We start from the raw sequence: 26,947 nt of genomic DNA, 5'->3' as shown, positions 1-26,947 counted from the left end.
GGGTGCCACAGTGGGGGAGTGAGCAACACCAACGCCGTTGTGCGTCGCCGGCCCAGGCCGGCGGCCGAGCAGTAGGCAACAGGGGGTGCCATCGGTCGTGTCAGGTACGGGTGTGGAGGTGGGCGCGCAGGCCGCGCGCTCCCGGGCCCTCGCTGTGCTGCGCCTGCGCAGCAGAGCGCTGGCCGTCGCCCTGCTGCCCGCGGCCGTCGCCGTCGTGCTGATCGCGGCGGGGGTCACGGGGCATGCGAGCGGCCGGAGTTGGGACGTCGTCCGCTGGGTGGTGTCCGTCGCGGCCCTGCTCGTCCTGCTCGGCGCGGCCGGTGTCGCCCTGGTCGTCGCGAGAGCCAGGCCGGCCCTGAGCCCCACCGTCCCGATCGCCGAGGAGTCCGCCCCCGATCTGTACCGCCTCGTGCGGGACCTCGCCGACCGCCTGGACGTGCCCGCCCCCTCGGCCATAGCGCTCACCCCGGACTGCGACAGCTGGCTGGAGGACCGCACCCACCCCGCGCACGGCCCGCCCGCCCGGGACCGCAGAGCCCGGCGCGATCGGGCGGCAGAGGGCGCTATCGCGGCAGAGGGCGCGGCAGTAGAGGGTGCCGCAGCAGGGAGTGCTGCCGCGGCGAAGGGCGGTGCTGCGGCCGACGGCGCGCGCGGCGCCCGGAGCCCGCAGCGAACGGCCCCCGTCGCCCCCGTGCTCGTCATCGGCTCCCCGTTCCTGTGGTGGATGCGCGTCGGTGAGCTGCGCGCCGTGCTCGCCCCCGTCGTCGCGGGGACCGGCCCCTCCGCGCACCCCGACATAGCGGCGGCCCGGCGCTTCGTCCGCGGGCTCGACGCCGCCGTCGCGGTCGCCTCGACCCCGGGCCGCGGCGCCCTCCCGCGCGTGGTGCTCGGCGGCATCGGCCGGGTCGCCCGGCTCCTGCTGCGCCACTGCAGGGTGCACGCCGCCGAGATGGAGCGCGGCGTCGCCGCGGCCGCCGCCGAGCGCGCCCAGACCGTGGACTATGGGGTGCGGATCGTCGCCCAGGAGCAGGTCGGTCTCGCGTACGCGGGCTGGGACCGTCTCCTCACCCGCGTCGCCCTGCCCGCCTGGCGCATGGGCCGCTGGCCCTCGCGGCTCGACGCGGGCGTGGTCTCCGCGCTCACCGAACTGTCCCGCAGGGACCGCCTGGCGGAAGGCTTCGCCTCGCGCCTCGGCGAGCGCCCTGCCTGTGACCTGCTCGAGGAGCCGGGATCGGTGGACGAGGCCGCGTCGCTCCTTGCCGCCCGCCTCTTCCACGGCGGGCCCGCGGAGGCGGGGCCCGACTGGGCGCCGGTGGCCTGGCAGGAGTATCCGGACGAGGTCGTCGACCGGAAATGGCGCATGGACGCCGCCCGGCTCCACCGCGTCCTGGACACCTTGGGCGTCAGCCACTCCGCCGACCCGACGGCCCCCGATCCCGATGGAGCGACCCTCGGCCGCGTCCTGGACCACCTCACGACGGTCGCTTCGGACGGTAGGAGGGGGTCGGACGGTACGGAGGGTTCGGACGGTACGGAGGGTGAGGGGCCCGAGCGTGACGGGCCGGAGGGTGACGGGCTGGGTGGCGCCCACCTGGTTCCCGCTACCGCTACCGCTACCTCCACCTCCGCCCCCGAGCTCCACGCCCCCGGTCCTCCTGTCCCGCCCAGCCCTTCTGACCCTTCTGACCCTCCTGACCCTCCTGACCCTCCCGCCCCCTCCGCCTCCCTCTTCCCCGCGATGGACGAGGGCGCCGACGACACCGATGACGGGAGCCGGGGCGGGATGCTCGCCGCGGGCCTCACCGCCGAGCTCGCCCGCGAGGAGGCCGCCGCCCCGCCCCGCCCCGCGCCCACGGGACAGGGGCCGGACGAGGCCCTCTGGGACGACGGCGCGCTGCCGCTCTTCCCGCTGCAACCGCCCCGTACGGGACGTGAGCTGCTTGCCGACCACGTCACGGCGATGGTGTGTTGCGCCGCCGTGGACACCGCGGGGGCCGCCCCCGGACTGGACTGGCTCGACGGCCCCGCCCTGCTGGTCGGCGGCGAGCGCGCGGCGGATCTCACGCCACGCGTCCTGAGCCTCGTCGAGGACGGCGACCCGTCCCCGCTGCGGGACTGGCTCACCCGCCTGGGCATCCGGCCGGAGAAACCGGTCAGGCTGATCTGAAGCCGGTCCGGTTGGGCTGAAGCCGGTCCGGTTGGGCTGAAGCCGGTCCGGCTGGCCTGGAGCCGCCCGGCTGGTCCGGCTGACCTGAAAACCGGTCCGGCGGGTCTGAAAAAACGGTCCCGGCTGATCTGACGCCCCGGCGACCCCGCGCACCCCGGTGCGCCCCACTCCGCGCCGCTCACCTCCTCGGCGCGCCCCCGGTACGCCCCCGGTACGCCCCCACGCTCCACCGAACCCGCTGGCCGGGACCGCCCACCTGCTGCCCCTGCTGCCCCACCCGCGACCCCGCCCGCTACCCCTCACGCCACCCCACCGCCACCCTCTCCGCCAGGACGCCCGGAATGTCGCGTTCCGTTCAATTCAATTCGCGACGAACGGTGACGGTGTGCCTGCGTAATGTGATGTGCTGGGAGCGGCCGCCGGACCGAGACGCACCATCAGGCGCCGCAGGCTCGGGGGAGCGAGGGAGGGGCAGGGATGAAGTCGGAGCCGATTCGCCGCTGGGAATCAGGTGCACTCGCGCACGCCGTGTCGGACCCTTTCGGACAGGGCCCGCTGCCCTGGCTGCGCGGCGCCGAGCACTACTTCGACGACACGGGCCACGTCGTGCCCTGGTACGTCGACCACGCGTCGGCCCCCGGCGCGAACATCCCCGCGCCCCGTACCGGTGGGCCTCTCAACGCCGACGACGTGCACCGCCAGATCAAGGGGTTCGCCTCGACCGGTGCCGCCGCCCCGGGCGAGGCGATCGACTTCCACGTCACGGTCGACCCGCCCCAGCAGTTCAGCGTCGACATCTACCGCATCGGGCACTACGGAGGGGACGGGGCGTCGAAGATCACCACCAGCCCCCGCCTCTCCGGCATCGTCCAGCCCGCCCCGCTCACCGCCGACCGCACGGTCTCCTGCCACCACTGGTGGCTCTCCTGGCGCCTTCAGATCCCCAGTTACTGGAGCGTCGGGGCGTACGTGGCGGTCCTCACCACCGCCGACGGGTACCGCTCGCACGTCCCCTTCACGGTCCGCGACGACCACCCTGCCGACCTCCTCCTCCTTCTGCCCGACATCACCTGGCAGGCGTACAACCTCTATCCGGAGGACGGCCGCACCGGCGCCAGCCTCTATCACGCGTGGGACGAGCAGGGCGGCCTCCTGGGCGAGAGCGAGGCCGCCGTCACGGTCTCCTTCGACCGTCCGTACGCGGGAGCGGGCCTCCCCCTGCACGTGGGCCACGCCTACGACTTCATCCGCTGGGCCGAGCGGTACGGCTACGACCTGGCGTACGCGGACGCCCGCGACCTGCACGCGGGCCGCATCGACCCCACGCGGTACCGCGGCCTCGTCTTCCCCGGTCACGACGAGTACTGGTCGACGAGCATGCGCCGCACCGCCGAGCGCGCCCGCGAGCACGGCACCTCGCTGGTCTTCCTCTCCGCCAACACCATGTACTGGCAGGTGGAGTTGGGGCCGTCGCCCTTCGGCGTCGAGGACCGCCTCCTCACCTGCCGCAAGCGCCGTGGCCCCGGCCGGCCCGCCCTCTGGCGCGAGCAGGACGGCGGCAAGGCGGCCGAGCAGCAGTTGCTCGGCATCCAGTACGCGGGCCGCGTCCCCGAGCCGCGCCCCCTCGTCGTCCGCAACGCCGACCACTGGCTGTGGGAGGCCACCGGGGCACATGACGGCGACGAGATCGAGGGCCTGGTCGCGGGCGAGGCCGACCGGTACTTTCCGCGGACGGCGCTCCCCGAGCACCAGGGCCGCATGCTGCTCTCCCACTCCCCGTACGAGGACGCCGAGGGCGTCACGCGCCACCAGGAGTCCTCGCTCTACCGCGCCCCGTCCGGCGCCCTGGTCTTCGCGTCCGGCACTTTCGCCTGGTCACCGGCGCTCGACCGGCCGGGCCACGTGGACCCCCGCGTCCAGCGCGCCACGGCCAACCTCCTGGACCGCATCTGCAAGCGCGACTGATCCGCCGTATTGATCCGCTGATCGGTCGTTCTGATCGGTCGTTCTGATCCGCCGCCCTGACCCGCCGTACTGATCCGCCGTACTGACCCGCCGTACAGCCCAACCGCACCGCGCCGCCGTACCGCCCGCTCAACCCCTGGCCAGAACCACACGTCCCATGCGGGAGAATCGACCTCACTTGGCCAGAACCACGGGAGGGAACCGTGTCCGGATTCGTAGAAAAGCCCGAGCCCCTGGAGGTTCCGGGCCTGGTCCACCTCCACACCGGCAAGGTGCGCGAGCTGTACCAGAACGAGGCGGGCGAGCTCGTCATGGTCGCCAGCGACCGCCTCTCCGCCTATGACTGGGTGCTGCCCTCGGAGATCCCCGACAAGGGCCGCGTCCTCACCCAGCTCTCCCTGTGGTGGTTCGACCAGCTCGCGGACCTCGTCCCGAACCACGTGATCTCCACGGACCTGCCCGCGGGCGCCCCGGCCGATTGGGCGGGCCGCACGATGGTGTGCAAGTCCCTCGCAATGGTCCCGGTCGAGTGCGTCGCCCGCGGCTACCTCACGGGCTCCGGCCTCCTGGAGTACAACGAGTCCCGCACCGTCTGCGGCCTCGCGCTCCCCGAGGGCCTGGTCGACGGCTCCGAACTGCCCGCGCCGATCTTCACGCCCGCCGCGAAGGCCGCCGTCGGCGAGCACGACGAGAACGTGTCGTACGAGGAGGTCGCCCGCCAGGTCGGCGCGGAGACCGCCGCCCAGCTGCGCCAGACCACCCTCGCCGTCTACGGCAGGGCGCTGGACATCGCGCGCGAGCGCGGCCTGATCCTGGCGGACACGAAGTTCGAGTTCGGCTTCGAGGGCGAGGGCCTGGTCCTCGCCGACGAGGTCCTGACCCCGGACTCCTCCCGCTTCTGGCCCGCGGACCAGTGGGAGCCGGGCCACGCCCAGCCGTCGTACGACAAGCAGTTCGTGCGGAACTGGCTGACCTCGTCGGCCTCGGGCTGGGACCGCAAGAGCGAGCAGCCGCCGCCCGCGCTGCCGCAGGACGTGGTGGACGCCACCCGCGCCAAGTATGTCGAGGCGTACGAGCGGCTCACCGGCACGCCCTGGTGAGCCAGGGATAGAGAACGAACGAAAAAGGCCCCGGTCCGATGGACCGGGGCCTTTCCTCTTGAGCGGACGACCAGGTTCGAACTGGCGACCTCAACCTTGGCAAGGTTGCGCTCTACCAACTGAGCTACGTCCGCGTTGCGCCGTAGCGCGAGGACAACTATACCCATCCTCGCTCGCGTGCGAGACGCACCGCCGCGTGACGGTTCTCCGCCCCGATCTTGGTGACCGCCGAGGAGAGGTAGTTGCGGACGGTTCCCTGGGACAGCGCGGCGCGCCCGGCGATCTCCGAGACGGGTGCGCCGTCGGCGGCGAGTTCGAGCACCTCGGCCTCCCGCGCGGTCAGCGGCGAGTCCCCGGCGGAGATCGCGTCGGCGGCCAACTCCGGGTCGACGTAACGGTTTCCGGCGTGCACGGTCCGGATGATCTCGGCGAGCCGCTGGGCGCTCACGGTCTTCGGCACGAAGCCGCGCACGCCCACCGCGAGGGCCCTCTTGAGATGTCCCGGTCTGCCGTGGCTCGTCACGATCATGGTCCGGCAGTGCGGGAGTTCGTCGCGCAGGGTTGTGGCCACACTCACACCGTCGGCGCCCGGCATCTGCAGATCGAGCACGGCGACGTCGGGCCGGTGGGCCCGCGCCATGGCGAGCGCCTCGGGGCCCGTCGCGGCCTCGGCGACCACCACCAGGTCGTCCTCCAGGGCGAGGAGCGCGGCGAGCGCACCCCGGATGAGGTGTTCGTCGTCGGCCAGCAACACACGAAGGCTCACGCCGCCGCCCCCCGCTTCCACTCCGGATCCTGCCCCTGATCTGCGCGTTCGCCCTGATCTGCCCGTTCCCCCTGATCTGCGCGTTCGCCCTGACCTGCCCGTTCCCCCTGACCTGCCCGTTCCCCCTGCCGCCCGGACGGCCCCCCGCCCCGCGAAGGCCCCTGCGAAGGCGGCAGCGGCACCTGCACGGCGAGCCGGAAGACCCCGGCCCCGGACGCGAAGTCCAGCGTCCCGCCCACCGCGGCGAGCCGTTCCCGTAGCCCGGCGAGCCCGGAGCCCCGCCCCGCGGGCGCCACCTCCGGCACCCCGTCGTTCTCCACCGTCAACGTCACCCGCCCCTCACTCACCGCGAGAGCGATGTCGCACCGCCCCGCGTCCCCGTGCCGCAGCACGTTCGTCGCCGCCTCCCGCACGACCCACCCGAGCGCCGACTGCACGGAGGCGGGCAGCGCCACTGCGTCCCCGGTGACCCGGTACGCGATCCCGGCTGCCTCCAACACGCCCTGCGCACCGGCGAGTTCTACCTTGAGGTCGACCTCGCGATAGCCCCGTACGACCTCACGGACCTCCCGTTGCGACTCCTGCGCGATCCGCTGCACCTCGACCATCTGATCCACGGCCTCCGGCCGTTCCCGGCGCGCGAGCTGCACCGCGAGTTCGCTCTTGAGCGCGATGACGGCGAGGTTGCGCCCCATCACGTCGTGCAGGTCACGCCCGAACCGCAGCCGCTCCTCGGCGACCGCGAGCCGCGCCTCGACCTCGCGGGCCCGGTCGGCCTCCCACATCACGGAGAGCGTCCAGGCGCCGCAGCGCGAGGAGATCAGCGCCATGACGGACGAGAAGGCCATGACGACGCCGATCGCGACGAGCTGGTTGCCGCGTGCTCCGGCGAGGGCGAAGGCGATGACGGACACGGCGATGACCAGCGCCATGCGGGCCAGGTAGCCCCGGACGGGGAGGGAGAAGGAGAGCGACTGGGCGAACGGCATCGCCATGAACAGGGCGGTGAGGCCCAGCATCCCTGCGGGCATGCCGTCCACGGCCAGCAGGCCTGCGGCGAGCCCCGTCGCGACGCTCATGAGGACGCCCGACACGACGAGGTCGTGGCGCGGCAGGGGACCGCGCCGCAGGTAGTGGTCGAGCGACCGGCGCAGCGAGCCGTTGGCCTGTAGGCACTGGGCGGCGGCCACCGCGATCAGCGTCCAGCAGAAGAGCCGCGGGGCGGGGTCGGCGTCGTGGCGCAGGCTCAGGCCGAGCGGCAGCGAGACCCAGCTGAGGAAGAAGATCCACGGCAGCGCGTGCCAGGTGGCCGTGGACTGCAGCTCCACCTTCTCGATCTTGCTGAGCCCGTGCCAGCCGCGCTGCCAGGCCCGAATCCGGCCGACCACGTCCGTCGCCTCCCTCACTGCCGAGGTGCTCAATTCAGTTTCCTCACTGGCGAGGTGCTCACCGCAGTTTCCTCACTGGCGAGGTGCTCACCTCAGTGCCGGGGTTCCCAGCGGAACCACCGCCGTACAGCAAACACCGCGAGCACGGTCCAGGCCACCGCGGTGGTGACGGCGCCGAGCGCCTCGCCAGCCGAGAGGCTGCCCGCCCAGCCGCCGCGGAGCAGCTCGATGACGGGCGACATGGGCAGCAGCTCGCAGGCCGACGCGATCTTGTCGGGCATCACTTCGAGCGGGACGAAGAGCCCGGAGCCGATCATCGACACGAAGACCAGCGGCATGCTCATGACCTGCGCGGACTCGGTGGACCTGCTGAAGCTGCCCGTGACGGCCGCAAGCGCGGCGAACATCACAAGGCCCGCGGCGAGACCGAGCACGACGAGGTCGGGCCGGCTCGGGGCCCCGGCGTCGAGGAGCGCCACGCAGCCCGCGGCGAGGACCAGGCACTGCACGGCCGCGATGACGACCGAGGGCAGCGCGGCGCCCGTCAGGATCTCGGGGTCCCGCAGCTCGCCGGTGCGCAGCCGCTTGAGTACGAGCTCGTCGCGCCGTGCCGTGTAGACGGCGGTCAGCGAGGAGTACACGGCGAAGAGCAGCGAGAAGCCCAGGGCGCTCGGCAGCACGACGGAGCCCACGTCGAGCCCGGTGCCTTCGAGGTCCATGTCCTTGGCGGCCTGCTGCGTGGAGAACGGGATCACCAGCGGCACGAACAGTGCCGCGAAGAGCGTTCCCTTGTTCCGCCCGAGCAGCGTCATCTCGGCGCGCGCGAGCGCCTGCATGCGCCGTGCGGGGGTCGTCACGGTCACCGTGCTCATGCTGCTTTCTCCTTCTGCTGCCGCGCGGGACGCCCCGCGGAGTGCCCGCCCGTTCCGTGCCCGCCCGTTCCGCGTCCGCCCGTTCCGCGTCCGCCCGTTCCGTTCTCCGCGTCGCGGGCGATCCGCAGGAACGCCTCTTCCAGCGAGGCGGCCCGCACATCGAGCCCGACCAGTTCGACCCGGGACTCCCTGGCCCAGAGCAGCAGTTCCGTGGCGGTCCGCTGCAGTTCGTTCGTACGCAGCCGGATCCGGCGCCCGGCGACCTCGTGCCCGGTCACGCCGAGTGCGGCGAGCGGCGGCAGGTCGCCCGGGAAGTACCCGTCGGGCAGTTCGAAGGAGACGTGCGAGGGCTGTGCGGCCACCACGTCGGCGACGCGGCCCTCGGCGGCGATCCGTCCTTCGTGGAGGATCGCGAGCCGGTCGGCGAGCGCCTCGGCCTCTTCGAGGTAGTGCGTGGTGAGCAGGACGGTGGTGCCGTTGTCGCGCAGTTTCTGGACCAACTCCCAGGTCTCGCGGCGCCCTTCGGCGTCGAGTCCGGTGGTGGGTTCGTCGAGGAAGAGCACCTCGGGGCGGCCGATGAGGGCGAGCGCGAGGTCGAGCCGCCGCTTCTCGCCGCCGGAGAGCTGCTTCACGCGGACGCCGGATCGTTTGCCGAGCCCGACGATCTCCAGGGCCTCCGCCGTGGGCCGGGCGCCGCTGGTGCAGCCCGCCCACATCCGTACGGTCTCCGCGACGGTCAACTCGGTGGGGAATCCGCCTTCCTGGAGCATGACGCCGATGCGCGGCCGCACGGCGGCCCGTTCGGTGTACGGGTCGTGCCCGAGCACCCGCACACGTCCGTCGGCCGGTGCCGCGAGCCCTTCGAGGACTTCGACGGTGGACGTCTTCCCGGCCCCGTTCGTGCCGAGCAGCGCGAACAGCTCGCCCTGCCTCACGGAGAAGGAGATCCCCCGTACCGCCTCGAAACCGCCCCCGTACACGCGCCGTAGATCGGTCACGTCGATCACTTGGTCAGTCATGCTTCGAGCGTCCCCCGGCCGGGACGCCGTCGGCAGTGCGCGCTGTCACCGGCCCGCATGACAAATGTCAGCGGTGACCGGCTGCCCCGGCACATGAAAAAAGCCCGGCACATGAAGAAGGCCCCGGTCGAATCGACCGGGGCCTTTCATCTGGAGCGAACGACGAGGTTCGAACTCGCGACCTCAACCTTGGCAAGGTTGCGCTCTACCAACTGAGCTACGTTCGCATTGCCTCCGACCGGCTCTCACTGATCGGCGCGTGCATCAGCTTACCGCAACCGGGTGACCGGTCCGTGAGCGATGCAGAGCGGGTGACAGGAATTGCACACTGCGCCTTCCCCCTGGAAGGGGGATGTTCTACTACTGAACTACACCCGCATGACTCCGTGAGGTCCGGCCTCTCGGCCTCGCCCCTCGGCGTGCTCCGAACTTTAGCTGACCGGGAGGGGTGCAGCGCAAGTCGGTTGCCGCGAGGGGCCGGGACCGGGTGGTTCGCGAGGTCGGTCGGCGCGTCAGTTCGCCGCTTCGAAGGCCTCGTAGACCTTCTTGGGGATGCGGCCGCGGGGCGGCACGTTCATCTGGTGCGAGCGTGCCCAGGCGCGGACCGCCGACGGGTCGGGGGAGACCGCGGTGTGCCGGAAGGCCACCCCGGACCTGGCGTGCTTGCGGGCCGCCTCCAGGTACGGAGCCAGCGCCGTGCGCAGTTTCTTTGCATTGGTTTGACTGAGGTCGATCTCGTACGACGCGCCGTCAAGACCGAACGCGACCGTTTCCGCCGCTTCCCCGCCGTCGATGTCGTCAAAGAGAGTGACCACGACACGTTGCGCCACGAATATCGGTCCCTTCGCGCGGCTCTACCGCGTTGACATGCGGTGATGCCGACTGCACGGATGTTTTGGGCAAAGTATCGACTATTGCCATTTCCTTTGTACAGTGCCCGGCAATGCATTGTGAAGCCTGTCCTAATACCTCCGCGTGTCAGGCTTCAATGACGATGTGTGATCTTTCATGGATTCATCGTGAAGATTCCCGGTTCGAAACCTGTTTGGGTACCGGAACGTGACCGTCATCTCGTAGGTTGCTACGAATCTACGCGAGTAGAATTTTTGTGCCGGTAGTCTGAAGGAACCTGCTCAGCACCTCGCAAGCAGCACACGCCAGCACCACACCACCGGGAGTGCCAGTGGCACGCGTCGTAGTCGACGTCATGCTCAAGCCGGAGATCCTCGACCCCCAGGGCCAGGCGGTGCAGCGTGCACTGCCGCGCCTCGGTTTTCAGGGCATCTCCGACGTACGTCAGGGAAAGCGCTTCGAACTCGAGGTGGCGGGGCCCGTCGATGACGCCGCCCTCGCCCGTATCAACGAGTTGGCGGAAACCTTCCTCGCCAACACCGTGATCGAGGACTTCGTCGTAAAGGTCGAAGAAGACCAGCCGCAGAAGGCCGAGGAGGCCGCGAAGTGACTGCTCGAATTGGAGTCGTCACTTTCCCCGGAACCCTCGACGACCGCGACACCCAGCGCGCCGTCCGCGTCGCAGGCGCCGAAGCCGTGCCGCTGTGGCACAAGAACAAGGACCTCCAGCAGGTCGACGCCGTGGTGCTGCCCGGCGGGTTCTCGTACGGCGACTATCTGCGAGCCGGCGCCATCTCGCGTTTCTCCCCGGTGATGGAGTCCGTCATCGAGCAGGCGAAGGCCGGAATGCCGGTGCTCGGCATCTGCAACGGCTTCCAGGTGCTCACCGAGACGCACCTCCTGCCCGGCGCGATGCTGCGCAACGACCACCTGCACTTCATCTGCCGCGACCAGAAGCTGCGCGTCGAGAACGCGGAGACCGCCTGGACCGCCGACTACACGGCGGGGCAGGAGATCTCGGTCCCGCTCAAGAACATCGACGGGCAGTACACCGCGGACGAGCGGACCCTGGACATGCTGGAGGCCGAGGGCCGCGTCGCCTTCCGCTACCTCGACGTGAACCCCAACGGTTCCCTCCGTGACATCGCCGGCATCACCAACGAGGCGGGCAACGTCGTCGGCCTCATGCCGCACCCCGAGCACGCGGTCGAGCCGCTGGTCGGGACCGGCCGCACGGACGGCCTCGGATTCTTCACCTCGATCCTGAAGAAGCTGGTCAACGCATGACTCTGGACACCGTCAAGCACGCGGCTGAGACCCCCGACGTCAAGCTGCCCTGGGCCGAACTGGGCCTGAAGGAAGACGAGTACGAGCGGGTCCACGAGATCCTCGGCCGCCGCCCGACCGGCGCCGAGCTCGCCATGTACTCCGTCATGTGGTCCGAGCACTGCTCGTACAAGAGCAGCAAGCGCCACCTGAAGCAGTTCGGCGAGAAGGTCCCCGAAAACGACGCGATGCTCGTCGGCATCGGCGAGAACGCCGGAGTCGTCGACGTCGGCCAGGGCTACGCGGTCACCTTCAAGGTCGAGTCGCACAACCACCCCTCCTACGTCGAGCCCTACCAGGGCGCGGCCACCGGCGTCGGCGGCATCGTCCGCGACATCATCGCGATGGGCGCCCGCCCGGTCGCGGTCGTGGACCCGCTGCGGATGGGCGACGCCCACCACCCCGACACCAAGCGCGTGCTCCCCGGCGTCGTCGCTGGCATCGGCGGCTACGGCAACTGCCTGGGCCTGCCCAACATCGGCGGCGAGCTCGTCTTCGACGCCTGCTACCAGGGCAACCCGCTGGTCAACGCCGGTGCCATCGGCGTGATGCGACACGAGGACATCCACCTGGCGAAGGCGTCGGGCTCCGGCAACAAGGTCATCCTGTACGGGGCCCGCACCGGCGGCGACGGCATCGGCGGCGCCTCCATCCTGGCGAGTGAGACCTTCGACGACACGAAGCCATCGAAGCGCCCTGCCGTGCAGGTCGGCGACCCCTTCCAGGAGAAGCTCCTCATCGAGTGCACCCTGGAGGCCTTCGCCGAGAAGCTCGTCGTCGGCATCCAGGACCTCGGCGCGGCCGGACTCTCCTGCGCCACCAGCGAGTTGGCGTCCAACGGCTCGGGCGGTATGCGCGTCGAGCTGGACGACGTGCCGCTGCGCGACTCCACGCTCACCCCTGAGGAGATCCTCATGAGTGAGTCGCAGGAACGCATGTGCGCCGTGGTCGAGCCGTCCAAGGTCGACCGCTTCCTGGAGATCTGCGAGAAGTGGGACGTCATCGCCACCGTCGTGGGTGAGGTGACGGACGGCGACCGCCTGGAGATCTTCTGGCACGGCGAGAAGATCGTCGACGTCGACCCGCGCACGGTCGCGCACGACGGCCCGGTTTACGACCGGCCGTACGCCCGCCCGTCCTGGCAGGACGCCCTCCAGGCCGACGACGCGGGCAAGCTGGCCCGCCCGGCGAACGCGGACGAGCTGCGCGAGCAGGTCCTGAAGCTGGTCGCCGCCCCGAACCAGGCCGCGAAGTCCTGGGTCACCGACCAGTACGACCGTTTCGTGCAGGGCAACACCGTGCTCGCGCAGCCCGAGGACGCCGGGATGATCCGGATCAACGAGGAGACGGGCCTCGGCGTCGCCATCGCCACCGACGGCAACGGCCGGTTCGCGAAGCTCGACCCGTACACGGGCGCGCAGCTCGCGCTCGCCGAGTCGTACCGCAACGTCGCCGCCTCCGGCGCCAAGCCGCTCGCGATCTCGGACTGCCTGAACTTCGGTTCGCCCGAGGACCCGGACGTCATGTGGCAGTTCGCCGAGGCCGTCCGCGGCCTCGCGGACGGCTGCCTGGAGCTGGGCACCCCGGTCACCGGCGGCAACGTCTCGCTCTACAACCAGACGGGCGAGGCGGCGATCCACCCGACGCCGGTCGTCGCGGTCCTCGGTGTGATCGACGACGTCGCACGCCGTACGCCGATCGCCTTCAAGGAAGAGGGCCAGCTCCTCTACCTGCTCGGCGAGACGCACCAGGAGTTCGGCGGTTCGGCCTGGTCGCAGGTGGTCCACGGGCACCTCGGCGGCCTGCCGCCCAAGGTCGACCTGGCGCGCGAGAAGCTGCTCGCCGACATCCTCATCTCGGCCTCGCGCGACGGCATGATCGACGCCGCGCACGACCTGTCCGACGGCGGTCTCGTGCAGGCCGTCACCGAGTCCTGCCTGCGCGGTGGGACGGGTGCGCGGCTCGTCGTGCCGGACGGCCTCGACGCGTTCACCTTCCTCTTCTCCGAGTCGGCGGGGCGCGCGGTCGTCTCGGTGCCGCGGAGCGAGGAGCTGCGCTTCACCGACATGTGCGGGGCGCGGGGTCTGCCCGTCACGCGCATCGGTGTCGTCGACGGCGACGCGGTCGAGGTGCAGGGCGAGTTCACGCTGCCGCTGAGCGAGCTGCGCGCGGCGCACGAGGCGACGATCCCGGGGCTCTTCGCCTGAGGGATGTCTCGCTGCTTCTCCCTGAAGCCCCCGTTCGGACCTGGTCCGGGCGGGGGCTTCGGCGTTCCCGGATCTTGGGGGGCGATAGGGGTCAGGGGTTGCGAGAAATTACGTAATTACGTAACGTCGTAGCTGTGAATCTCGAAGAGCGCGTCGCCGAGCTGGAACGGCGCATGGCGGAGCTGGAGAGCGCGGGCCCGGCCGCGCCCCCCGTGGGAGAGGGCGACTTCTGGGCCCTCGACGCACTGAAGGCGCGGCACCCGGTGACGGAGGACGCGGACGGCGCCGTCCTGTTCACCGGCGCGGTGCGGGTGCCCACCGGGCATCGGTACGAGTGGCAGTACGGCCTGCTGACCGAGACGGTCTTCGAGGACGACTGGTCGGAGACGGCCGAGTCGTTCGCCGCGCTCGGCCATCCCGTACGGCTGCGGCTGCTGCGGGAGATCGTCGGCGGTCTGCGCACCGCCGCCGAACTGGCCGCGCTCGACGACGTCGGCACGACCGGCCAGATCTACCACCACCTGCGCCAACTGACCGGCGCGGGCTGGCTGCACACCACGGAGCGCGGTCGGTACGAGGTCCCTGCCGGGCGGGTGGTGCCGCTGCTCGTGGTGCTCACGGCCGCGCGCCCCGTGACCTGACCGTTCTGCACGCAAGTTTTCTGTATGAGTTCCCGTATGTATGAGTTCCCGTATGTATGAGCATGTATGAGGGGGAAGCGATGTCCGTAGGTCTGCGCAAGTTCGCCGCTGTGGCCCATCGAGTGCTGTGGGTGGTCTTCTTCGCCCAGTTCGTCGTCAGGCAGTTCTGGGGCCTGCCGTACAACTACTGGCTGAGCTGGCTTCCCGCGGTCGGGGCGATCGTCATCAGTACGTCGATGTCCCGCTCCGCACGCCGCCAGATCCAGGCGGATCCGCCCACTCCGGTCGAGGTCGAGCCCCCGGTCGCCGGCCGCTGGTCCGCGCTCAACAGCCCCGCCGACAAGGTGCCGAGCCACGGCACGCACTACATGGGGCAGACCTACGCCATCGACATCACGGCCGAGCCGGAAGGGCGCACGCGCCCCAAGCCCGTGTGGTTCTGGCCCATCGCCCGGCGCGGTGAGGCGTACCCCGCCTTCGGGGAGCCGCTGTACGCGGTCGCCGACGCCACCGTCGTGCACGTCGATGACGGCCAGCGCGATCACCTCAGCCGCAGCTCCCTCGTCGGGGTCCTGTACTTCTGGCTGGTCGAGGGCGTCGGCAGGACGCTCGGCGGGGCCCGCCGGATCGTCGGCAACCACGTCACCCTCGACCTCGGCGGGGGAACGTACGCCACATACGCGCACGTCCGCCACGGCTCCCTGACGGTCCGCGCCGGGGACAAGGTCTCCGTCGGCCAGGTGATCGGCCAGTGCGGTAACTCCGGCAACTCCACCGAGCCGCACGTGCACTTCCAGCTGACGGACGGGCCCGACCTGGACTCGGCGCGGGGCGTGCCCTTCACCTGGCGCGGGATCGGCGTGCCCGCGAACGGCGAACGGTTCACCGTAGACTCAGTAAATGTCGACTCAGTAAATATTTAATCTGGGATAAAAATTCATCCTGGTACAGTACGGGCATGGCTGAGGAGACTCTGGGGCTGCGTGAGCGCAAAAAGCGGCAGACCGCGATGCGGATCTGGCGGAGCGCGCTCGACCTGTTCCTGGAGCGCGGCTACGACAAGGTCTCCGTCGCCGAGATCGCCGCAGCCGCCGACGTCTCGAAGATGACGGTCTTCAACTACTTCGGCACCAAGGAGGACGTGCTCCTCCGCCCGATGGAGGACCACGCCTCCGACGCCGCCGACGCGGTACGCGGACGCGCGCCGGGGGAGTCCGCGGTCGTCGCGGTGCGCCGCCAGTTCCTCGCCAAGGTCGACGAGCGCGACCCCTCGATCGGCCTCTCCGACGACCCGCGCCTGCTTCAGATGCGCCAACTCATCAGCGATACGCCCGCGTTGACGCGCCGCATCCTGCTCTTCCAGATGCGCGGCATTGAGCTCCTCACCGAAGTCCTCACCGAGGAGACGGGCGACCGGCTGCTCGCGGGCGTCGCCGCTCACCAGCTCGTCGCGGCGCGGGACGCGGTGATCCTGGAGAACCACCGTAGGCTCCTTGCCGGGGACCGCGCCGAGGACATCGCTGGCGACTGCGCGGCCCTCGCCGAGCGCGCCTTCGACCTGGTCGAAAAGGGACTACAGGGGTATCCGGGAAGCGCTTAGGCTCGGGACCATGCCTCCGGCCAAGAAGCGCTTGCGCTCGTACGATTCGGTCAAGATCCGTACCGCCGTGCTCGCCCAGTTCGGCAACGTGCGCGAGGCGGTGCGCACCCTCACCCCCGAGCAGCTCGCCCGCCCGACCCGGCTCGGGGACTGGACCGTGCACGAACTGGCGGCCCACCTCGCGATGGTCCTCGGCACCGTCCACCGCTACCTCGGCCTGCCGGAACCGGCCAAGCACGAAGTGCCGCTCATGGAGTGGCCGTTCGCGACCGCCACGGCGGCCGCGCAGGTCGACGAGGACACCCGGGCCGTCGCCGAGACGGCGGGCGCGGACCTCGACGAGCTGTTCACGCGCACGCTCACCGGCATCGAGGAGTCCCTGGCCGCCGCGCCGGACACGCGCCTCGTGCCGTCCCGCTTCGGCGCCATGACCCTCGGCGACTTCCTGGTCACCCGCACCGTCGAACTCATCGTCCACACCGACGACCTGAACGACGCGGTGCCGGGTCTCGACGTCCCGTACGACCGGCAGGCGCTCGCCGCCTGCACCCGGCTGCTCGCGGACGCCCTCGCGGTGAAGGCGCCGGGCGCGTCGACCGAGGTGCGCGTCCCGCCGTACGCGGTCGTGCAGTGCGTGGAGGGGCCCCGGCACACCCGCGGCACCCCGCCCAACGTCGTCGAGACCGACCCGCTCACCTGGATCCGCCTCGCGACCGGGCGGCAGGACTGGGCGGCGGCGCTCGACGCGGCGCGGGTCAGCGCGAGCGGGGAGCGGGCGGACCTGTCGGGGCTGCTGCCGATCATGGGGTGAGCCGCCGCGCCGGACGGTGAGGGAACCGGGACCCCCACTTGTCCCGTCACATCGTCATGCACACGCAGCGTCTGACCCTCACCCTGACCGCGCTGGCCTCTGCCGGGCTGCTGCTCACCGCATGCGGCACCGAGTCCGGGACCGGCTCCGAAGGCGATTCCGGCGGCTCCGCAGGAGATGGACCGCGCGTCACCGGCGTCCGGTGGCAGGTCGAGAGCCTCACCGCGGGCGGCAGGAAACACGCGGCCCCGGAGGGCGCCTACCTCAAGATCGGCAAAGACGGGCGGGCCGGCGGCAGCTACGGCTGCAACCACGTGGGCTCCGACGTGTCGGTCAAGGGCGACACCCTCGACTTCGGCAAGCCGCTGATGACGAAGCGGGCCTGCACGGACGAGGGCCGCATGGACTTCGAGAAGCAGCTCGTACGCGCCCTCGGCGAGGGCGAGTTCACCGCGAAGGTCGACGGCGACCGCATGACCCTCACCACGGCCAAGGGAGACCGCGTGGACTTCACCTCGCAGCCCGCGGAGCCCGCCGCCCCGTTCACCGGCACCAAGTGGACGGTGAGCGCCGTCGGCGACGGGCGGACCGCCGCCGCGCCGCTGCCGAAGGCCCTGGAGGGCAAGGCCCACCTCACCTTCGCCGACGGCAAGGTGCGCGGCAACCTCGGCTGCAACGACGTCACGGCCAAGGCCGAGGCCGCCGACGGCCGGATCACCTTCGGGGCGCCGACGACCACCCGCAAGATGTGTCCGGGCGACGCGATGACGACCGAGCGCAAGCTGCTCAAGCTCTTCGACGGCAAGGCGCGTTACGAGCTGGCGAAGGACACGCTGAAGCTCACCGCCGCCGACGGCACCGTGATCAGCGCGAGTGCCGACCGGAAGGACGCGGAGCAGAAGCAGAAGTAGCAGAAGCAGAAGCAGAAGCAGAAGCAGCGGTACGGCGGCAGGACCTCAGGAGGAACGCCGCCGCCCGCCCTCGACCGCGAGCAAGGCTCAGTTCAGGCAGCCGATTCGGACAGCCGGTTCAGGCAGCCGATGCAGACAGCCGGTTCAGGCAGCCGGATACGGCAGCAGCCCCTTGTCCGTCCGCTCCCACGCCGCCCGCAGCTCCGCGAGCAGCCCCGGCTCGCCCTGCGCCCGGTCGGCCTGCTCCCGCTGGTCCACCGCGAGGTGGAAGAGCTGGTCCTTGCCGCCCTTGCCCCGGTAGTACTTCCACTCCCCGCGCCGCAGCGCCCGCTCCCCGCGCACCCGCCAGAACAGCTCACGCTCCGCGAGCTCCTCGCCCTTCAGGAGGTAGGGCGCGAGGCTGGTCCCGTCCAGCGGATACGCCCGGTCCGGCCGGGCCCCGCCGATCTCCAGGAGGGTCGCCGTCCAGTCCGGCGTGAAGACGGGCTCGTGGCTGACCTGCCCGCCGTCGAGCCGCGCGGGCCAGCGCACGATGGTCGGCACGCGGATGCCGCCCTCCTGGAGCGAGGCCTTGTTGCCCGACAGGGGCCAGTTGTAGGAGAAGCGCTCGCCGCCGTTGTCGGACGCGAAGAACACGAGGGTGTCCCGCTCCTGACCGGACTTCTTCAGCGCCTTGAGCACCTCACCGACGGACCGGTCCAAGTCCTCGACCATCTCCGTGTACTTCTCGACGGAGCCGCCGTCCCGGTGCTGTAGCGCGCCCTTACCGCCCGCCTTGATCCTCCGTACGATCTCGGCGCTCTCCTCGGTGTCGCCGTCCGCTATCCACGGCCAGTGCGGGGTGGTGAAGTTCAGATTGAGCAGCCACGGCTGGTCGCCGTGGTCCCGCCGGACGTACGCGCTCGCCCGCTCGGTCAGGATGCGTGTGTAGTAGCGCAGGTCCTTGTACTCGGCGTCGCCCTCGCGGACCGCGCCTTCGTAGAGGTCGTACTCCCCGGCGAGTCCCAGCTTCGAGTAGTACTCGAGAGCGCCGCCGAAGTTCCCGAAGAACTCGTCCCAGCCCGACTTGGTCGGCGAGTAGTCCGGCAGGTAGCCGCAGTGCCACTTGCCGATCAGCGCGGTCGCGTACCCAGCGTCCCGCAGCAGCGAGGCCAGCGTCGGATGGGTGGGGGCGAGGCCCGCGGACTTGTCCGCGATCGGCTCCGCGAGCCCGCCCTCCGTACGCCCGGGGAAGCGCCCCGTGTAGAGGCTGAAGCGGGTCGGCGAGCAGGTCGCGGAGCCGGAGTAGGCGTCGGTGAACCGCACGCCCTGGCGCGCGAGGCGGTCCAGGTTCGGGGTTTTGATGTGCGGCGATCCGTAGGAGGAGAGATCCGCCCAGCCGAGGTCGTCGCCGAGGATGAAGAGGATGTTGGGCCGCTTGGCGCGGCGCTGCGGGGCGGCGCGGAAGGGCCGTTCGCGGGCTTCGGCCGCGGCGGGCAGACCCACCGCGGCGGCGGCACCGGCACCCACCGCACCGCCGAAGGCACGTCGGGACAGCGCGGACTGGTCGTACGGGGACATGGCGGCGCTCCTGAGAACCGGAGTGGGAAAAGAGGCGGCTGAGTTCAGGCAGCGCTGCGACAGATCGCGCTCGCGACACGGACCAGGTCGACGTGGCGGCGCTCCACAAGGACGACGACCGTCGGGTCATCGGGGGGCTGCAGGGGCATGGACCAGGAGCTTCACGGGGCTCGGCCACCCCCGTCAACGTTCCGGCGCACTTGTTCACACGGGTTCACACGGGCTTCGTACTCCCGCGCACGAGCCCGGTACGCGCCGTCACGCGGCGGAAGCGCGATTACGCTCCGTGCGGGGCCCGTATCCCCAATTCGGACCAGTGGTCGATCTCGCCTACACTCGATGACGTGCCACGTGGTGACGGTCGACTCAATCACGATCTGCTCCCCGGCGAGAAAGGCCCCCAGGACGCTTGTGGCGTCTTCGGTGTCTGGGCTCCGGGCGAAGAGGTCGCAAAGCTCACGTACTTCGGGCTCTACGCCCTCCAGCATCGGGGCCAGGAATCCGCGGGTATCGCGGTCAGCAACGGCTCCCAGATCCTCGTCTTCAAGGACATGGGCCTCGTTTCCCAGGTCTTCGACGAAACCTCTCTCAGCTCGCTCACGGGTCATATCGCGGTCGGTCACGCCCGCTACTCGACCACCGGGGCCTCCGTATGGGAGAACGCCCAGCCGACGTTCCGTGCCACCGCGCACGGCTCCATCGCGCTCGGGCACAACGGCAACCTCGTCAACACGGCCCAGCTCGCCGAGCTGGTCGCCGCGCTGCCCAAGGAGAACGGCCGCGCGACCCAGGTCGCGGCGACCAACGACACCGACCTGGTGACGGCTCTCCTCGCGGGCCAGGTGGACGACGACGGCAAGCCGCTGACCATCGAGGAAGCGGCCACGAAGGTCCTCCCCGAGGTGCAGGGCGCCTTCTCCCTCGTCTTCATGAACGAGCACACGCTGTACGCGGCCCGTGACCCGCAGGGCATCCGCCCGCTGGTCCTCGGCCGCCTGGAGCGCGGCTGGGTCGTGGCGTCGGAGTCCGCCGCGCTCGACATCTGCGGGGCGAGCTTCGTGCGCGAGGTCGAGCCCGGCGAGTTCATCGCGATCGACGAGAACGGACTGCGAACGTCCCGATTCGCGGAAGCGAAGCCCAAGGGCTGTGTCTTCGAGTACGTGTATCTGGCGCGCCCCGACACGGACATCGCGGGCCGGAACGTCTACCTCTCGCGCGTCGAGATGGGCCGCAAACTCGCGGAGGAAGCTCCCGCCGAGGCCGACCTCGTCATAGCGACCCCGGAGTCCGGAACCCCCGCCGCGGTCGGTTACGCGGAAGCCTCCGGCATCCCCTTCGGCGTCGGCCTGGTCAAGAACGCCTACGTCGGCCGGACCTTCATCCAGCCCTCGCAGACGATCCGCCAGCTCGGCATCCGTCTCAAGCTGAACCCCCTCAAGGAAGTCATCAAGGGCAAGCGCCTGGTGGTCGTCGACGACTCGATCGTCCGCGGCAACACCCAGCGCGCCCTGGTCAAGATGCTCCGCGAGGCCGGCGCGGCCGAGATCCACATCCGGATCTCGTCCCCGCCCGTGAAGTGGCCCTGCTTCTTCGGCATCGACTTCGCGACCCGCGCGGAGCTCATCGCCAACGGAATGACGATCGACGAGATCGCCACCTCCATGGGCGCCGACTCCCTCTCGTACATCTCCATCGACGGCATGATCGAGGCCACCACCATCGACAAGCCGGACCTCTGCCGCGCCTGCTTCGACGGCGTGTACCCGATGGACCTGCCCGACCCCGAACTGCTCGGCAAGCAGCTCCTGGAGACGGAGCTGGCCGCAGGACCGGCGGCCACGGCAGCGGCCGACGCGATCCGTCGCCCGTAAGACCCCCCCACGCAGTACGACACGAAAGTTCTCACCGTCATGTCTGAGACCACTGGTGCCAGCTACGCAAGCGCGGGCGTCGACATCGAGGCGGGCGACCGCGCCGTCGAGCTGATGAAGGAGTGGGTCAAGAAGACCCAGCGTCCCGAGGTCGCGGGCCTCGGCGGCCTCGGCGGCTTCGCCGGGCTCTTCGACGCTTCCGCGCTCAAGCGTTTCGAGCGCCCCCTGCTCGCCTCCGCGACCGACGGCGTCGGCACGAAGGTCGACGTCGCCCGCCAGATGGGCGTCTACGACACCATCGGCCACGACCTCGTCGCGATGGTCATGGACGACATCGTCGTCTGCGGCGCCGAGCCGCTCTTCATGACCGACTACATCTGCGTGGGCAAGGTCCACCCGGAGCGCGTCGCCGCGATCGTGAAGGGCATCGCCGAGGGCTGTGTCCTCGCCGGGTGCTCCCTCGTCGGCGGCGAGACCGCGGAGCACCCGGGCCTGCTCGGCCCGGACGACTTCGATGTCGCGGGCGCCGGCACGGGCGCGGTCGAGGCGGACCGGCTGCTCGGTCCGGATCGCATCCGTAAGGGTGACGCGGTGATCGCCATGGCGGCCTCCGGTCTTCACTCGAACGGGTACTCGCTCGTCCGGCATGTGGTCTTCGACCGCGCGGGCTGGACCCTGGACCGGCAGGTCGAGGAGTTCGGCCGCACGCTCGGCGAGGAGCTCCTGGAGCCCACCAAGATCTACTCCCTGGACTGCCTGGCGCTCACCCGCACCACGGACGTCCACGCCTTCAGCCACATCACCGGCGGCGGCCTCGCGGCGAACCTCGCCCGGGTCATCCCGGACGGCCTGCACGCGATCGTCGACCGCGAGACGTGGACCCCCGGCGCGGTCTTCGACGTGGTCGGCAAGGCCGGTCAGGTCGAGCGCCTTGAGCTGGAGAAGACGCTGAACATGGGCGTCGGCATGATCGCGATCGTCCCCGAGGAGTCGGCGGACGCGGCGCTCACCACCCTCGCGGACCGCGGCGTCGACGCCTGGGTCGCGGGCGAGATCACGGACCGCGGCGACCACGCGACGGGCGCCGCCCTGATCGGGGACTACTCCAAGTAAGGCCGTAACGGCAGCACAAAACCCGGTCCGGTGTGGTGACCACCCCGGACCGGGTGAGGTGCAGTTGCTATGAGAACTGCGAATACTGCGTAGGCAACAGAAACAACAAATGCTGCGTATGCAACGAGGTCAAGCGCCGCGGCGCTGCGACGTCGGACCGGACTCGTCGTCCTCGTCCTCGTCGTCGTTATACAGATCCGCGTACTGGGCGTACGGGTCGTCTTCCTCGTCGTCGTCCTCGAACGGCTCGCCATTCGGCGGCTGTTGCGAAGTCGAAGCGCCCAGCTCATTGGCCAGACGCGACAGATCAGTCCCGCCGCTGCTGTACTTCAGCTGGCGGGCGACCTTCGTCTGCTTGGCCTTTGCCCGGCCGCGCCCCATGGCTCGACCCCCTCGGATACGGGGCTCGACGGCCCCAGAGTCTTGACACGCGTTCATGATCTGGAACGGACTCTCCGTGGAGAGACCGGTCCGTAGGGCATCCACGGTACCTGCTCCTGCGGCCATACGGTACGTCGCCCGCAGGACGCGCCTCGGCGCAGAACCCGCGAGGAGCCCCGTCCTCGCTGGTCAACTGCGATTTTAACCTCTTCTTGCCGGGCGACCCGCCGACGGGGGTGAGTCTTCTCTCTCGTGTACGTCGACGGGGCCCTGCCAAAGCACCGAGACCGACTGGAACATCAGGTTCCAAATGGTTTCAGCGCGCGTCGGCCATCCGCTGCTCGGCGATCCTGTCGGCCGCCGCGGCCGGCGGAATTCCGTCCTCCTTTGCGCGAGCGAATATGGCCAACGTGGTGTCGAAGATCTTCGACGCCTTCGCCTTGCACCGGTCGAAGTCGAAGCCGTGCAGCTCGTCGGCGACCTGGATCACGCCACCCGCGTTCACCACGTAGTCCGGCGCGTACAGGATCGACCGGTCGGCCAGGTCCTTCTCCACGCCCGGGTGCGCGAGCTGGTTGTTGGCCGCGCCGCACACCACCTTCGCGGTGAGGACGCGCACGGAGTCGTCGTCGAGCGCGCCGCCGAGCGCGCAGGGCGCGTAGATGTCCAGGCCCTCGGTCCGGATCAGCGCCTCGGTGTCCGCCACCGCCGTCACCGAGGGGTGCTTGTGGACGATCCGGGCCACCGACTCCTCGCGGACATCCGTGATCACGACCTCGGCGCCGTCCCGCAGGAGGTGCTCCACGAGGTGGCGGCCGACCTTGCCCACGCCCGCGACGCCGACCTTGCGGCCGCGCAGCGTCGGGTCGCCCCACAGGTGCTGGGCGCTGGCGCGCATGCCCTGGAAGACGCCGAAGGCGGTGAGCACGGAGGAGTCCCCCGCGCCGCCGTGCTCAGGGGAGCGCCCGGTGGTCCAGCGGCACTCGCGGGCCACCACGTCCATGTCCGCCACGTACGTGCCGACGTCGCAGGCCGTCACGTACCGGCCGCCGAGCGAGGCGACGCACCGGCCGAAGGCGAGCAGCAGCTCCTCGCTCTTGATCCGGAACGGGTCCCCGATGATCACGGCCTTGCCGCCGCCGTGGTCGAGGCCGGCCATGGCGTTCTTGTACGACATCCCGCGCGACAGGTTCAGGACGTCGGCGACGGCCTCTTCCTCGGTCGCGTACGGATAGAAGCGGGTGCCGCCGAGGGCGGGGCCCAGGGCGGTGCTGTGGATGGCGATGACGGCCTTGAGGCCGCTGGCACGGTCCTGGCAGAGCACTACTTGCTCGTGGCCCCCCTGCTCCGAGTGGAACAGGGTGTGCAGGACGCCGTTGTCTGCTTCGGTCACTGTGGTGACTCCCGGTCAAGTGGCGGCGGGTGGGCGGGCTCCCGTACGGGTGGCGGGGGCCCGTTGGGCATGAGACTAAAGGCTGTCCACCGTGCTTGACCGCCCGGTGCCGAGGATCACCCCCCTGCCGGAGTAGTGCCGGGGCGGGCGAGGGCGCGGCGGAGTTCGGCCATGGCAGGCTGTGCGGAGTTTTCCAGCCGGTACGTGGGGGAGAGAGCAGCCGTGCCCAAGGTGTCATCGGTGACGGTCCCGTATGCGGCCTACCTGCGTGTGTACGAGCCGCTGGCCGCCTTCCCCGAGCCCGAGCGCGGCCACTGGGCCCGCTACGCCCGCCGCCCGGACCTCCCCTCCTGCCAGGACGAACTCCGTCGCTCGCTGGCGGACTTGCTGCCCACGCCACCGGTGCCCGTGCCGGTGCACGAGAGCGACGACGCGTTCGTGGTCGAGGTCGACGGCGTGCTCTGCGTCTGCCCGTGGCGGACCCGGCTGCGCGGCTGGCAGGCCATGGGGGAGCTGACCGAACAGCTGCCCGCACCGGTCCTGGACGCGGTGCTCCCCCCGGTGCTGCGCCGCCAGACGACCGCGGACTACGAACAGTGGCTGGCCCGCAACCCCGACGCGCGCCCCTGGATCCGTACGTCCACCTGGCAGGTGCCGCTGCACTGGTTCGTGCTCGTCTCCGACGAGGAGCGGAGCTACGACAGGGGCGAGAAGGGGGGTGCGCCGGGCCTTCGCTACCGCACTCCGATGGTGCAGGCCCGGCGCCGGGTCGCACGCGGCCTCAAGACGCTGCGGGAGACGCTGGACGAAGGGCCGCTCATCGACGGGCTCATGGACGTGGGCCGGTGGCTTGAGGAGTTCCACCCGCGCTCCCTGGTCGAGCTCGACTACGGCGGGCTCGTCCACGCGATCGCCGCGGACGAGCTCGACGAGGATCACTCGGCGGCGGACGTGGCCGAGGGGATCGAGGCGCTGGGCAACGGCGACGGCGAGGCGGCCGGCGAGGCGTATGCAAGGCTCGTGGGGCGCTGGCGGGCCGTCCGGGACCTCCAGTTCGCCAACTGAGTCCGCCGACTGAGTTCGCCTACTGAGGTCCGTGGTCTCCTTGTGCCGGGACGTAGGTCCCGATCCGGGCCTTTGTCTCAAGCGTGACGGACCGCACTTACTGCCCTCTTGCGCCGATCACCCCTCCTCATGCCAAAATAGGACAAGGAGCCCGGGGAGGGCTCCTTCCGCCCAAGTAAGGGTGGAATGCTCGGCATTGCACTCTATGGGGGGTCTGTTGACTCCTGATCGCTCTGTGACTGATCGTCACTGTGGCGTGACTGTCCGCTATGGCATGGTCCATCGGCTTCCGTCGGTGATGAACACCTGGGAGGGCAATTCCATCGGTTTGGCCGACGCGGCTGGACGGATGGTGTAGTTGTAGTGCCGAGGACAAGCCGTTCGTCCTATAACCGACTCGACTCGCGTCCGCCATTTCGGGCAACGCGGGTCAAGGTGCAGAATTTAGAGGAATGAACCGAGAAGGTTCGGTTCTCCCGAGGAGGCCGCTCATGACCGCTCGCACCCCTGATGCCGAGCCGCTGCTGACCCCGGCTGAGGTCGCCACGATGTTCCGCGTCGACCCCAAGACGGTCACGCGCTGGGCGAAGGCTGGCAAGCTCACGTCGATTCGCACGCTCGGCGGACACCGCCGTTACCGCGAGGCTGAGGTCCGCGCACTGCTCGCGGGTATTCCGCAGCAGCGCAGCGAGGCCTGAAGTACCGCTTTACCAGCAGTAACTCGCACAACCCGGGCGAAGAGCACCACCGCTGCCAGGTCCCCCAACCTGGCCGTACGTCCGACATATGGCTACACGCGACAAGGCTCCCGCCCCAACGGGAGCCACGCCTGAAACATCTGGGTGCGTCGTTTCGATCGCGCTGGACTCCGCCGGGTCCAGCGCGATCTTTTTTGTGCGCCGAGGACGCGCTGGTGGGCGCTTCCATGAGCCTCCGTGAGTGCCCCTGTTGGTCTCTGGGGAGTCACTGGAGGGGCGTCGGCAAGTCCCCGTAGGCGCCCCCGTGGATGTCCCGGCGGGTGGGTCTGGACGCAGGCCGGGAGGTAGTGCAATTGCACATATTAAATTGGCCTGTTGTAGGAAGGGTGTAAGTTCCGGGGTTCCTCAAACTTGTTCGGTGACACCCGTCACACGTCGTGAATCTTGTTGCGCACGACACCCCTGCGCTAGAGGGGTCGCGGCCGCGTACGAAGGCCTTCGACTCTCAGCCTCCCACCGGCGGGGCGGCCCGCGCGGCAGCTTTGGTCATGCGTTGGGGGGACTTTCGTCCTCACTGCCCTCGCCGTCGGTGCGGCGGCCGGATTCACCCCCGGCCTTACCCCCGGCCTTACCCCCGGATTCGCCCTCTGCGGCACTCCCCGCGATGAAGGCGGCCTCGGGCGCCCGGCGTTCGCCCTGGGCGGGCTGAGAGGGCTGAGACGGTTCCAGGGCGAGCCTCAGGAGCCGGTGGCAGATCGGGCAGTGCCGGGTCAGATGGCGATAGCTGGTGGCCGCCGCGAGGTGCGCGCGCAGCAGGGCACGCGTCTCGTGTCGCGCGGACGCCGAAGAAGCGGACATGCGTCACCTCCTGGGGAGCCTCCCGCGGCTCCCTGCTGTCCGGGGTACCGGTGGAATGTGACGCAGTCAAGATGCGGGCACGACAACGGGCCGCGGCCGGAACGCGGAAACGGACCGCATCGAGAGATGCGGTCCGTTTCTTTACTGCGGTCCTGACGGGATTTGCTGTGTCTGATTGCGGCTGCGCCGCGGGCGCGGCCTCCGCCTCGGCGGGGTCTTGGGGGGAGCGTGCCCGTGCCGGAACGCGGGAATGGGCCGCATCCACGAGGGGTGCGGCCCATTCTCTCACTGCGGTCCTGACGGGATTTGCTGTGTCTGATTGCGGCTGCGCCGCGGGCGCGGCCTCCGCCTCGGCGGGGTCTTGGGGGGAGCGTGCCCGTGCC

The 26,947-nt window shown here is 70.3% G+C and carries 25 protein-coding genes and 3 tRNA genes; 15 read left to right on the top strand and 13 right to left on the bottom strand.

Translation table 11 applies throughout. The features are described 5' to 3' along the window. Nucleotides 1-97 precede the first annotated feature (97 nt). The 3 genes from ABZ953_RS07935 to ABZ953_RS07925 all read left to right on the top strand — a co-directional run bounded on the left by ABZ953_RS07935 (nt 98) and on the right by ABZ953_RS07925 (nt 5,232). Nucleotides 98-2,167 (top strand): hypothetical protein, encoded by a 2,070-nt coding sequence (locus ABZ953_RS07935; protein ID WP_361718498.1) that lies wholly within the window; start codon nt 98-100, stop codon nt 2,165-2,167. Between the two features lie 477 nt (nt 2,168-2,644). After that, on the top strand, nt 2,645-4,132 hold the full coding sequence (locus ABZ953_RS07930; RefSeq protein WP_361718495.1) for a N,N-dimethylformamidase beta subunit family domain-containing protein: 1,488 nt from the start codon (nt 2,645-2,647) through the stop codon (nt 4,130-4,132). A 203-nt stretch (nt 4,133-4,335) separates the two neighbouring features. Beyond that, the gene (locus ABZ953_RS07925; RefSeq protein ID WP_361718492.1) at nt 4,336-5,232 is read left to right on the top strand and encodes a phosphoribosylaminoimidazolesuccinocarboxamide synthase; all 897 of its coding nucleotides are present in this window, start codon (nt 4,336-4,338) and stop codon (nt 5,230-5,232) included. A 61-nt stretch (nt 5,233-5,293) separates the two neighbouring features. On the opposite strand, the gene ABZ953_RS07920 is transcribed toward ABZ953_RS07925, so the two are convergent. From ABZ953_RS07920 to ABZ953_RS07885, 8 genes are all read right to left on the bottom strand, one after another. Next, nucleotides 5,294-5,366, bottom strand: a tRNA-Gly gene (locus tag ABZ953_RS07920). Nucleotides 5,367-5,389: 23 nt separating this feature from the next. Further along, on the bottom strand, nt 5,390-5,998 hold the full coding sequence (locus ABZ953_RS07915) for a response regulator transcription factor (RefSeq protein WP_361718489.1): 609 nt from the start codon (nt 5,996-5,998) through the stop codon (nt 5,390-5,392). Beyond that, nucleotides 5,995-7,419: a histidine kinase gene (locus ABZ953_RS07910; protein ID WP_361718486.1), complete on the bottom strand. Its 1,425-nt coding sequence runs from the start codon at nt 7,417-7,419 to the stop codon at nt 5,995-5,997. Before ABZ953_RS07910 ends, ABZ953_RS07915 begins: the two co-directional genes overlap by 4 nt. A 59-nt stretch (nt 7,420-7,478) precedes the next feature. Further along, entirely contained in the window at nt 7,479-8,258 is a 780-nt protein-coding gene (locus ABZ953_RS07905) for an ABC transporter permease (RefSeq protein WP_361718483.1), read from the bottom strand. Beyond that, nucleotides 8,255-9,277: an ABC transporter ATP-binding protein gene (locus ABZ953_RS07900; RefSeq protein ID WP_361718480.1), complete on the bottom strand. Its 1,023-nt coding sequence runs from the start codon at nt 9,275-9,277 to the stop codon at nt 8,255-8,257. Before ABZ953_RS07900 ends, ABZ953_RS07905 begins: the two co-directional genes overlap by 4 nt. A gap of 151 nt (nt 9,278-9,428) precedes the next feature. After that, nucleotides 9,429-9,504, bottom strand: a tRNA-Gly gene (locus ABZ953_RS07895). Between the two features lie 79 nt (nt 9,505-9,583). Continuing rightward, a tRNA-Gly gene (locus ABZ953_RS07890) sits at nt 9,584-9,655 on the bottom strand. Nucleotides 9,656-9,789: 134 nt separating this feature from the next. Further along, complete coding sequence (locus ABZ953_RS07885) at nt 9,790-10,107, bottom strand: Lsr2 family protein (RefSeq protein ID WP_361718477.1); 318 nt, start codon at nt 10,105-10,107, stop codon at nt 9,790-9,792. Between the two features lie 353 nt (nt 10,108-10,460). Here ABZ953_RS07885 and purS point away from each other — a divergent pair, with 353 nt between their 5' ends. The 8 genes from purS (at nt 10,461) to ABZ953_RS07845 (ending at nt 17,625) form a co-directional block, all read left to right on the top strand. Beyond that, nucleotides 10,461-10,739: a phosphoribosylformylglycinamidine synthase subunit PurS gene (purS, locus tag ABZ953_RS07880; RefSeq protein WP_361718474.1), complete on the top strand. Its 279-nt coding sequence runs from the start codon at nt 10,461-10,463 to the stop codon at nt 10,737-10,739. After that, nucleotides 10,736-11,416, top strand: a complete 681-nt coding sequence (gene purQ, locus ABZ953_RS07875) for a phosphoribosylformylglycinamidine synthase subunit PurQ (RefSeq protein WP_361718471.1) — start codon at nt 10,736-10,738, stop codon at nt 11,414-11,416. The genes purS and purQ overlap by 4 nt, the downstream gene beginning before the upstream one ends. Next, nucleotides 11,413-13,662: a phosphoribosylformylglycinamidine synthase subunit PurL gene (purL, locus tag ABZ953_RS07870; protein WP_361718468.1), complete on the top strand. Its 2,250-nt coding sequence runs from the start codon at nt 11,413-11,415 to the stop codon at nt 13,660-13,662. Before purQ ends, purL begins: the two co-directional genes overlap by 4 nt. 134 nt (nt 13,663-13,796) lie before the next feature. Beyond that, complete coding sequence (locus ABZ953_RS07865; protein WP_361718465.1) at nt 13,797-14,303, top strand: helix-turn-helix domain-containing protein; 507 nt, start codon at nt 13,797-13,799, stop codon at nt 14,301-14,303. Between the two features lie 80 nt (nt 14,304-14,383). Continuing rightward, on the top strand, nt 14,384-15,226 hold the full coding sequence (locus ABZ953_RS07860; RefSeq protein WP_361718462.1) for a M23 family metallopeptidase: 843 nt from the start codon (nt 14,384-14,386) through the stop codon (nt 15,224-15,226). Nucleotides 15,227-15,261: 35 nt separating this feature from the next. Then, a complete protein-coding gene (locus ABZ953_RS07855) occupies nt 15,262-15,903 on the top strand; it encodes a helix-turn-helix domain-containing protein (RefSeq protein ID WP_361718459.1) in 642 nt (213 codons plus the stop codon). Nucleotides 15,904-15,913: 10 nt separating this feature from the next. Then, nucleotides 15,914-16,714, top strand: a complete 801-nt coding sequence (locus ABZ953_RS07850; RefSeq protein ID WP_361718456.1) for a sterol carrier family protein — start codon at nt 15,914-15,916, stop codon at nt 16,712-16,714. 38 nt (nt 16,715-16,752) lie between these two features. Next, nucleotides 16,753-17,625 carry an META domain-containing protein gene (locus ABZ953_RS07845; RefSeq protein ID WP_361718453.1) on the top strand — a complete coding sequence of 291 codons (873 nt, stop codon included), beginning with the start codon at nt 16,753-16,755 and terminating at the stop codon, nt 17,623-17,625. A gap of 144 nt (nt 17,626-17,769) precedes the next feature. On the opposite strand, the gene ABZ953_RS07840 is transcribed toward ABZ953_RS07845, so the two are convergent. Together ABZ953_RS07840 and ABZ953_RS07835 are read right to left on the bottom strand one after the other, a co-directional pair. Then, nucleotides 17,770-19,185 (bottom strand): sulfatase-like hydrolase/transferase, encoded by a 1,416-nt coding sequence (locus ABZ953_RS07840; protein ID WP_361718450.1) that lies wholly within the window; start codon nt 19,183-19,185, stop codon nt 17,770-17,772. A gap of 44 nt (nt 19,186-19,229) precedes the next feature. Further along, on the bottom strand, nt 19,230-19,334 hold the full coding sequence (locus ABZ953_RS07835) for a putative leader peptide (protein ID WP_361718447.1): 105 nt from the start codon (nt 19,332-19,334) through the stop codon (nt 19,230-19,232). 195 nt (nt 19,335-19,529) lie between these two features. Here ABZ953_RS07835 and purF point away from each other — a divergent pair, with 195 nt between their 5' ends. After that, entirely contained in the window at nt 19,530-21,056 is a 1,527-nt protein-coding gene (gene purF / locus ABZ953_RS07830) for an amidophosphoribosyltransferase (protein WP_361718444.1), read from the top strand. A gap of 39 nt (nt 21,057-21,095) precedes the next feature. Beyond that, nucleotides 21,096-22,169: a phosphoribosylformylglycinamidine cyclo-ligase gene (purM, locus tag ABZ953_RS07825; RefSeq protein WP_361718441.1), complete on the top strand. Its 1,074-nt coding sequence runs from the start codon at nt 21,096-21,098 to the stop codon at nt 22,167-22,169. 129 nt (nt 22,170-22,298) lie between these two features. On the opposite strand, the gene ABZ953_RS07820 is transcribed toward purM, so the two are convergent. Beyond that, nucleotides 22,299-22,550, bottom strand: coding sequence for a DUF3073 domain-containing protein (locus ABZ953_RS07820; protein ID WP_055613827.1), 252 nt, complete (start codon nt 22,548-22,550; stop codon nt 22,299-22,301). A gap of 316 nt (nt 22,551-22,866) precedes the next feature. After that, nucleotides 22,867-23,943, bottom strand: a complete 1,077-nt coding sequence (locus ABZ953_RS07815; protein WP_361718437.1) for a Glu/Leu/Phe/Val dehydrogenase dimerization domain-containing protein — start codon at nt 23,941-23,943, stop codon at nt 22,867-22,869. A 222-nt stretch (nt 23,944-24,165) separates the two neighbouring features. Here ABZ953_RS07815 and ABZ953_RS07810 point away from each other — a divergent pair, with 222 nt between their 5' ends. Continuing rightward, complete coding sequence (locus ABZ953_RS07810) at nt 24,166-25,008, top strand: hypothetical protein (RefSeq protein WP_361718434.1); 843 nt, start codon at nt 24,166-24,168, stop codon at nt 25,006-25,008. A 491-nt stretch (nt 25,009-25,499) separates the two neighbouring features. Beyond that, nucleotides 25,500-25,706, top strand: coding sequence for a developmental transcriptional regulator BldC (gene bldC / locus ABZ953_RS07805; RefSeq protein WP_003949541.1), 207 nt, complete (start codon nt 25,500-25,502; stop codon nt 25,704-25,706). 546 nt (nt 25,707-26,252) lie between these two features. Here bldC and ABZ953_RS07800 read toward each other — a convergent pair. Beyond that, nucleotides 26,253-26,564, bottom strand: coding sequence for a DUF6274 family protein (locus ABZ953_RS07800; protein ID WP_361718431.1), 312 nt, complete (start codon nt 26,562-26,564; stop codon nt 26,253-26,255). Between the last annotated feature and the right edge of the window lie 383 nt (nt 26,565-26,947).

The sequence above is a fragment of the Streptomyces sp. NPDC046465 genome, assembly GCF_040646035.1.
Classification (GTDB): domain Bacteria; phylum Actinomycetota; class Actinomycetes; order Streptomycetales; family Streptomycetaceae; genus Streptomyces.
Note: the sequence above shows the minus strand (reverse complement) of the source record. Positions and strands in the feature narration are given on the sequence as shown.